2 tRNA genes and 1 rRNA gene are annotated in these 791 nt (G+C 58.4%); all 3 read left to right on the top strand.

The features are described from left to right. Nucleotides 1-120, top strand: a 16S ribosomal RNA gene (locus V6B97_RS17075); the annotation flags it as partial. A gap of 108 nt (nt 121-228) precedes the next feature. Further along, nucleotides 229-305, top strand: a tRNA-Ile gene (locus V6B97_RS17070). A gap of 184 nt (nt 306-489) precedes the next feature. Then, a tRNA-Ala gene (locus V6B97_RS17065) sits at nt 490-564 on the top strand. Nucleotides 565-791 lie beyond the last annotated feature (227 nt).

The raw sequence follows: 791 nt of genomic DNA, 5'->3' as shown, positions 1-791 counted from the left end.
GTTTTACCCGATACCGGTGAGCCAACCGCAAGGAGGCAGCCGTCTACGGTAGGGCCGATGATTGGGGTGAAGTCGTAACAAGGTAGCCGTAGGGGAACCTGCGGCTGGATCACCTCCTTTACAGACACATTCCCGACTCGCTGTTTACTTGCAAGGAACCGGTCTTGTACCGTGTGTTCTTTGAAGCAACCGTGAATGAAGCTGGGCCGCGCGCCCGTCTTCGCCGATGGGCCTGTAGCTCAGGTGGTTAGAGCGCACGCCTGATAAGCGTGAGGTCGGAAGTTCAAGTCTTCCCAGGCCCACCATTGATCAGGAGTGCCGCCAGCTGGGCACGGTGCCACAGGAAAGAATACGGGGCTCCGCCCCGTACCCCGCAAGGGACGGCAGCCGTTAGGTGAGCGCGTAGCGCGAACCTTACGGATGGCGATCGCAACGCGCCGCCCCCTTGACCCCTTTCAGGGGGGGGCTTTCCTGGCAGTAGGCTGGAACGGGGATGTAGTTCAGTGGGAGAACACCTGCCTTGCAAGCAGGGGGTCGCCGGTTCGAATCCGGCCATCTCCACCACGCACTCTTCCCGACACGGTATTGCTCTTTGACAGTCGCATGTTTGACAGCAGTCACGAGGGTTTTCCTTCGTGGATGTCATTCAGGCATGCGCCTGGCGCACCCCCTCCTTCGGGAAGGAGGTGTTGCTCATTGAAAATTGAATAGGGTTGGAAAGGAAGTTCGAAGAGAACAAGTTAGAAAGGGCAACAGGTGGATGCCTTGGCGCCAGAAAGCGATGAAAGACG

Source organism: Nitratidesulfovibrio sp. 1201_IL3209 (assembly GCF_036763125.1).
Classification (GTDB): domain Bacteria; phylum Desulfobacterota; class Desulfovibrionia; order Desulfovibrionales; family Desulfovibrionaceae; genus Cupidesulfovibrio.
The sequence above is the reverse complement of the archived record's forward strand: the minus strand, read 5'-3'. Positions and strand labels throughout refer to the sequence as shown.